The 6,158-nt window shown below is 68.9% G+C and carries 6 protein-coding genes and 1 pseudogene; 5 read left to right on the plus strand and 2 right to left on the minus strand.

The features are described 5' to 3' along the window. The 5 genes from ACK59X_RS24495 to ACK59X_RS24515 form a co-directional block, all read left to right on the plus strand. The coding region (locus ACK59X_RS24495) for a GNAT family N-acyltransferase (protein WP_409960965.1) at positions 1-574 on the plus strand (574 nt) is incomplete at its 5' end. After that, positions 574-1,452: a UDP-2,3-diacylglucosamine diphosphatase gene (locus ACK59X_RS24500; protein ID WP_409960966.1), complete on the plus strand. Its 879-nt coding sequence runs from the start codon at positions 574-576 to the stop codon at positions 1,450-1,452. The genes ACK59X_RS24495 and ACK59X_RS24500, both read left to right, overlap by 1 nt. After that, positions 1,449-2,540 (plus strand): glycosyltransferase family 4 protein, encoded by a 1,092-nt coding sequence (locus ACK59X_RS24505; protein ID WP_409960967.1) that lies wholly within the window; start codon positions 1,449-1,451, stop codon positions 2,538-2,540. Before ACK59X_RS24500 ends, ACK59X_RS24505 begins: the two co-directional genes overlap by 4 nt. Before the next feature lie 201 nt (positions 2,541-2,741). Beyond that, positions 2,742-4,805: a polyphosphate kinase 1 gene (gene ppk1, locus ACK59X_RS24510; RefSeq protein WP_409960969.1), complete on the plus strand. Its 2,064-nt coding sequence runs from the start codon at positions 2,742-2,744 to the stop codon at positions 4,803-4,805. Then, positions 4,805-5,269, plus strand: coding sequence for a SixA phosphatase family protein (locus ACK59X_RS24515; RefSeq protein WP_409960970.1), 465 nt, complete (start codon positions 4,805-4,807; stop codon positions 5,267-5,269). Before ppk1 ends, ACK59X_RS24515 begins: the two co-directional genes overlap by 1 nt. 39 nt (positions 5,270-5,308) lie before the next feature. On the opposite strand, the gene ACK59X_RS24520 is transcribed toward ACK59X_RS24515, so the two are convergent. Together ACK59X_RS24520 and ACK59X_RS24525 are read right to left on the minus strand one after the other, a co-directional pair. Beyond that, positions 5,309-5,848, minus strand: coding sequence for a hypothetical protein (locus ACK59X_RS24520; protein WP_409960968.1), 540 nt, complete (start codon positions 5,846-5,848; stop codon positions 5,309-5,311). Between the two features lie 54 nt (positions 5,849-5,902). Then, positions 5,903-6,158: pseudogene (locus ACK59X_RS24525) on the minus strand (exopolyphosphatase); the annotation flags it as partial.

Raw genomic sequence — 6,158 nt, forward strand, 5'->3', positions numbered from 1 at the left:
CGTCCTGGTGCGCGATGCGGCCAGCCGGCTGGTGATTGGGCCCTCCCGGGGGCTGACCCCCGCGCAGGCCGGGCGCGGGGGCAGCACCTACCGCGACGCGGAGTTCGTCCGGACGCGCCTGCGCACCCTGCGCCCGCGCATGGTGGAACTGGGCCGCAGCTGCGTGCATCCTGAGCACCGCCATGGCGGCGTGATCATGGCCCTGTGGAGCGCCCTGGCCGACTTCATGGTGCGCAACCAACTCGACACCATGATCGGCTGCGCCAGCATCCCCATGCTGCACAACGGCGTGATCAGCGGCGATGCGGCCGCGAGCATCTGGAACCAGGTGCGCCAGACGCACCTGGCACCCATCGAATACCACGTGCTGCCCCGCCTGCCGCTGCCCGTCGAGCGGCTCGATGGCTCGGTCTTCGTGGAGCCGCCGGCCCTGATCAAGGGCTACCTGCGCCTGGGTGCGCGGGTGCTGGGTGCCCCGGCCTGGGACCCGGACTTCAACACGGCAGACCTGCCCATGCTGATGCGCCTGGCAGACCTGCACCCCCGTTACCGCAAGCACTTCCTGGGGGCCTGATGCGCGCCGCGTTCGACGCGCTCGGCGACTGGACTGCACACGTGGGTGGTGGGCAGGACACTGCCGCCGACGCCGACGACGCGCATCCACCGGGCCACCGCCACCTGCGCGCGGTGTTCATCTCCGACCTGCACCTGGGCACACCCGGCTGCCAGGCCGAGGGCCTGCTCGACTTCCTCAAGCACCATCCGAGCGACCACCTCTACCTGGTGGGCGACATCGTGGACGGCTGGCAGCTGCGCCGCCGCTGGTTCTGGCCCCAGGCCCACAACGACGTGGTGCAGAAGCTGCTGCGCCGTGCGCGCAAGGGCTGCCGCGTGGTGTTCGTGCCCGGTAACCATGACGAGTTCGCCCGGGCCTTCGTCGGCCATTCGTTCGGCGGCATCGAGGTGGCCGAAGACACGGTGCACACCACGGCCGACGGCCGCACCCTCTGGGTGACGCACGGCGACTACTTCGACGGCGTGATCCAGTGCGCCAAGTGGCTGGCCTACGTGGGCGACAACCTCTACGAATTCACGCTCAAGCTCAACCGCCACCTGAACACCCTGCGTGCGCGCATGGGGTTGCCGTACTGGTCGCTCTCGGCCTATCTCAAGGGCAAGGTGAAGACGGCGCTCAACTATGTGACGGACTTCGAGGTCGCCGTGGCCGCCGAGGCCCGCCGCCGCGGCCACGATGGCGTGGTGTGCGGACACATCCACCGCGCCGAGATGCGCGAAATCGACGGCATCCTGTACTGCAACGATGGCGACTGGGTGGAAAGCCACACGGCGCTGGTCGAGCACATGGACGGCCGCCTGGAACTGGTGCAGTGGCACAGCCTGCCAGGGCACCAGGCGAGCACGCAAACCCGCAGCAGCGAGATGGCCGTATGAAAATCGCCTTGTTGTCCGACGCCTGGGCCCCGCAGATCAACGGCGTGGTCACCACCCTGGTGGAGCTGGTGCGCTACATGGAGAGCGCCGGGCACCAGGTACACGTGATCGAGCCGGGCATGTTCAAGACGCGCCCCTGCCCGGGGTACCCGGGCATCGACCTGGCTGTGCGCCCCGGGCGCGAAATCCAGCGCATCCTGGACGAACTGCAGCCCGACGCCATCCATCTGGCGACCGAAGGCCCCATCGGCTGGGCCGGGCGCAGCTATTGCCTGCGCCGCAAGCTGGCCTTCACCACGGCGTTCCACACCCGTTTCCCCGAGATCCTCAATGCGGCGGCGCACATTCCGCTGGGCATGGGTTACGCGCTGTTCCGGCATTTCCACCGCCCCTCCTCGGGCGTGATGGTGCCCACGGTCGGTGTGCTCAAGATGCTCGAGCGCCGGGGCTTTCGCAACCTGCGACAGTGGACGCACGGCGTGGACACCGCCGCCTTCAGCTACCAGGGCGAGGCCACGCCCCATCCCCTGGTGGGCGCGCTGGCCCACCCGGTCGCCCTGTACGTGGGGCGCGTCTCGTACGAGAAGAACATCGAAGCCTTCCTGCAGCTGGACATGCCGGGCAGCAAGGTGATCTGCGGCGTGGGGCCGCTGGAGGAGCGCCTGAAGGCCCGCTATCCCCAGGCACGCTGGCTGGGCATCCTGGACCGCGACACCCTGGCGGGCGTGTACGCGGCGGCCGATGTGTTCGTCTTCCCCAGCCGGTCCGAAACCTTCGGCCTAGTGATGCTGGAGGCCATGGCCTGCGGGACACCCGTGGCGGCCTACTTCGAGGACGGCCCGATGGAGGTGCTGGGCGCCCATGCCGGCGGCCAGGCGCGCGGCGGCGTGCTGGACACCGACCTGATGACCGCGGCCCAGAACGCGCTGGCTGTGCCACGGCACGAAGCGCGCAACCGGGCGCTGGAGTTCACCTGGGCCCACGCGGCCCGCCTGTTCCAGCAATTTCTCGTTCCTGCACGCAAGCGCGGTGATGACGAGGCGCTGTCTGTCACGGGTTCTGTCACACGACTGTCATCAAATCGTTAAGCACCCGCAATACACTGCGTTTGTCTGTACCAGCGGTGCCGGTTCCGTGCCCCCATGCCTCCTCTTCTTTCGAAAAACAACGTGACCCAGCCGAGTGACCGCCCTGACGACCGACCCGCAGACCGGCAGGGCACCGACCCCGAAGTTCCGCACCAGGCCGCAGTGGTGCCTGCCCTTGCGCAGGAAGGGGCGGTGGCAACGATGTTTCTGGACCGGGACCACAGCATCCTGGACTTCAATGAGCGGGTGTTCGACTGGGCTGTGCGCACCGATGTGCCCCTGCTGGAGCGCCTGCGCTACCTGTGCATCGTTTCCTCCAACCTGGATGAATTCTTCGAGGTGCGCGCTGCCGCGCACCTGACGGCCGCCAAGAGCGGGGATGACAAGGGTGTGTACACGGCGGCGTCCTTCGTGGCGCTGTCATCCAAGGCCCATGACCTGGTGGCGCGCCAGTACTCGCTGTACAACGATTCCCTGGTGCCCGAATTCGCCCGGCACGGCATCCGCATCGTCTCGCACGGCGAGCGCTCGGCCACCCAGCGCCGCTGGGTGCACGAGTACTTCATGCGCGAGGTGCGCCCGCTGCTGATCCCGGTGGGGCTCGACCCGGCCCACCCGTTTCCCCAGGTGGCCAACAAGTCGCTCAACTTCATCGTGCGGCTGCAGGGGCAGGATGCCTTCGGCCGCAAGAACGAAGTGGCCATCGTCAAGGTGCCGCGCGCCCTGCCGCGCCTGGTGCGCATGCCGCAGCGCCTGGCCGGCAAGGGCGAGTCGCTGTTCGTCAGCCTCTCCAGCATCATCCGCGCGCACCTCGATGACCTGTTCCCCGGGCGCGAAGTCACCGAGTTCTCGCAGTTCCGCGTCACGCGCCACTCCGATCTGGCGCTCGACGAGGAAGACGTGCGCAACCTGCGCACGGCCCTGCGCCAGGGCCTGCAGCACCGCCACTACGGCCAGGCCGTGCGGCTGGAGGTGTCGGCCGGGTGCTCGCAGTTCCTGTCGCAGTTCCTGCTGGAACAGTTCGACCTGCCCGAGCCGGCGCTGTACCGCGTGCACGGCCCCGTGAACCTGGTGCGCCTGACGCAGCTGGTGGACCTGGTGAACGACCCCGCGCTGCTGTTCCCCCCGTGGCGCTCGGCCTGGCCGCGTCAACTGGTGCGCGGCGTCTCCATCCTGGAACAGCTGCAGGAGCGCGATGTGCTCATGCACCAGCCCTTCGAAAGCTTCGATGGCGTGCTGGCCTTCCTGCGCGAGGCGGTGAACGACCCGCAGGTGCTGGTCATCAAGCAGACCATCTACCGCACGGGCGCCGACTCCGCGCTCATGGACCTGCTGACCGAGGCCGTGCGCCGCGGCAAGGAGGTCATGGCCGTGGTGGAGCTCAAGGCACGCTTCGACGAAGAGGCCAACATCAACTGGGCCGAGGCCCTGGAATCAATCGGCGCGCAGGTGGTGTACGGCGTGGTGGGGCTCAAGACCCATGCCAAGATGCTGCTGGTGACCCGGCGCGAGGGGCGCCAGCTGCGCCGCTACGGCCACCTGTCCACCGGCAACTACAACCCGCGTACCGCGCGCCTGTACACCGACCTCAGTTACCTCACGGCCGACGAGGACACCACCGCCGACATGGATGGCGTGTTCAACCACCTGGCCAGCCAGAACCGGCCGCCCAAGCTGCGCAAGCTGCTGCTCGCGCCCTTCCACCTGCAGCGCCGCATGATCGAGAAGATCGAGCAGGTGGGCCTGGCCGCCAGCCGAGGGGAGGATGCGCGCATCGTCGCCAAGATGAATGCGCTGACCGACGAGGCGCTGATGCGCGCGCTGATCGTGGCCGGCCAGCGCGGCGCGCGCATCGACCTGATCGTGCGCGGGGCCTGCATGCTGGCGGCCCAGGTGCCCGGCGTGACCGACAACATCCGTGTGCGCTCGGTGATCGGGCGCTTCCTGGAGCACACGCGGGTCTTCTACTTCCGCGCCGGCAGCGAGGAAGACCTGTACCTGTCCAGCGCCGACTGGATGAACCGCAACATGATGCGCCGCGTGGAACTGGCCTGGCCTGTGACCGAGCCGGGCCTGCGCCGCCAGATCGTGGACGAATGCCTGGTGGCCTACCTGCATGACGACCGCGACGCCTGGACGCTCACCCCGGACGGTACCTATGCCCGGGCGCCCCGGCCCGAGGACGGGCAGGGCGCGCAGGCAGCGCTCATGGTGCGCTATGGGCCGTCTGCGCCGGTGGCGCGGGTGGCGCAGCAAGGAACATGATGATGGACCTGATCCTGTGGCGCCATGCCGAGGCCGAGGAAGCGGAGGACGGCACGGACGACCTCACGCGGGCATTGACGCCGCGTGGAGAAAAGCAGGCCGCCCGCATGGCCGCCTGGCTGGACCGGCAACTGCCCGAAGGGCTGCGCGTGCTGGCCAGCCCGGCCCGGCGCACCGAGCAGACGGCCGATGCGCTGGGACGCAAGTTCAAGATGCGCGCCGAGCTGCTGCCCGGCGGCACCCCGGAGGACCTGCTAGAGCTGGCCCAGTGGCCGCGCGCGCGGGGCGCCGTGCTGATCGTCGGCCACCAGCCCGTGCTGGGGCAGACGATTGCCCCGTTGCTGGGGTTTCAGGCGCAGGAGTGCGCGGTGCGCAAGGGCGCCGTCTGGTGGCTGCGCCAGCGCCAGCGGCTCGACGAAAGCCAGACCGTGCTGATGGCGGTGCAGTCCCCTGAATTCATCTGAACCAGCCACCGGACAAAAAACGGCCCAAGGGCCGTTTTTTTACTTGCGGCCGTTCTTGGCCGCAGGTGCGTCGGCCTTCGGGCGGCCGGTCTTGATCGAGGGCACGGCCTGCAGGGCGCTGCGCAGGGCGGTGTCGGACAGGCCGGCCAGGAGCTTGAGGCCGGCGCGCAGCAGCTCGCTCTTCTTGGCGGGCTGGGCCAGGGTGGCGGCACGCTGCTTGAGCGTCTCGACCACGGCGTACTCGTCCTTGGGGATGGTGAAGCTGTCGCGCACGAGCTTGGGCTTCTTGGCCTTGGCTTCCTTGGCGGGTGCGGGGGCCGCGCTCTTGGCGGCAGGCTTGCTGGCGGCGGGCGCAGCCGCCTTGGCCTTGGCGGCGGGCTTGGCAGGGGCGGCAGGCTTTGCGGCGGCCTTCGGTGCGGCTGCAGGCTTGGCAGCGGTGGACTTCTTGGGGGTCTTGGCGACCTTCGCTGCGGTGGCGGCCTTGGTGGCTGCCGTGCTCTTGGCGGCTGCGGGGGCGGCGGCGGGAGCCGCTGCCGGGGTGGGGGTGACGGCAGGGGTGGTGGATGCAGTGCTGGTCATAGCATGAAAAAGAGTAAAACGGTATAAACAGTTTATACCGTTTTTCTTTTCAGGTCACGGCAGCTCTGCCACCAGTTCCCATGGGGTCTTTTGCCAGGCCACCATTTCCTCGCGCAGCAGGTGGGCCGACTGCGGGTAGCCCACCGCCCAGCCGCGGCGTGCCGCCAGCAGGAAGCGGTTGCCCCTGAGCTGCAGCTGCAGGCCTTCGGTGTCCGGGTCGCGGCGCGCATGGCACAGGGCCACGGCCAGCCGCAGGCACAGCAGCTGCAGCGCGAACCCGGAGTCTTCGAGGTCCACATCGAGCTTGCGC

It is taken from the genome of Acidovorax sp., from assembly GCF_046339755.1.
GTDB lineage: Bacteria > Pseudomonadota > Gammaproteobacteria > Burkholderiales > Burkholderiaceae_C > Acidovorax.

What these genes read in the sequence shown, in the direction of transcription:
- ppk1 (WP_409960969.1), top strand. Translation starts at nt 2,742, where the DNA reads ATGTTTCTGGACCGGGACCACAGCATCCTGGACTTCAATGAGCGGGTG.
- ACK59X_RS24505 (WP_409960967.1), top strand. Translation starts at nt 1,449, where the DNA reads ATGAAAATCGCCTTGTTGTCCGACGCCTGGGCCCCGCAGATCAACGGC.
- ACK59X_RS24500 (WP_409960966.1), top strand. Translation starts at nt 574, where the DNA reads ATGCGCGCCGCGTTCGACGCGCTCGGCGACTGGACTGCACACGTGGGT.
- ACK59X_RS24520 (WP_409960968.1), bottom strand. Translation starts at nt 5,848, where the DNA reads ATGACCAGCACTGCATCCACCACCCCTGCCGTCACCCCCACCCCGGCA.
- ACK59X_RS24515 (WP_409960970.1), top strand. Translation starts at nt 4,805, where the DNA reads ATGATGGACCTGATCCTGTGGCGCCATGCCGAGGCCGAGGAAGCGGAG.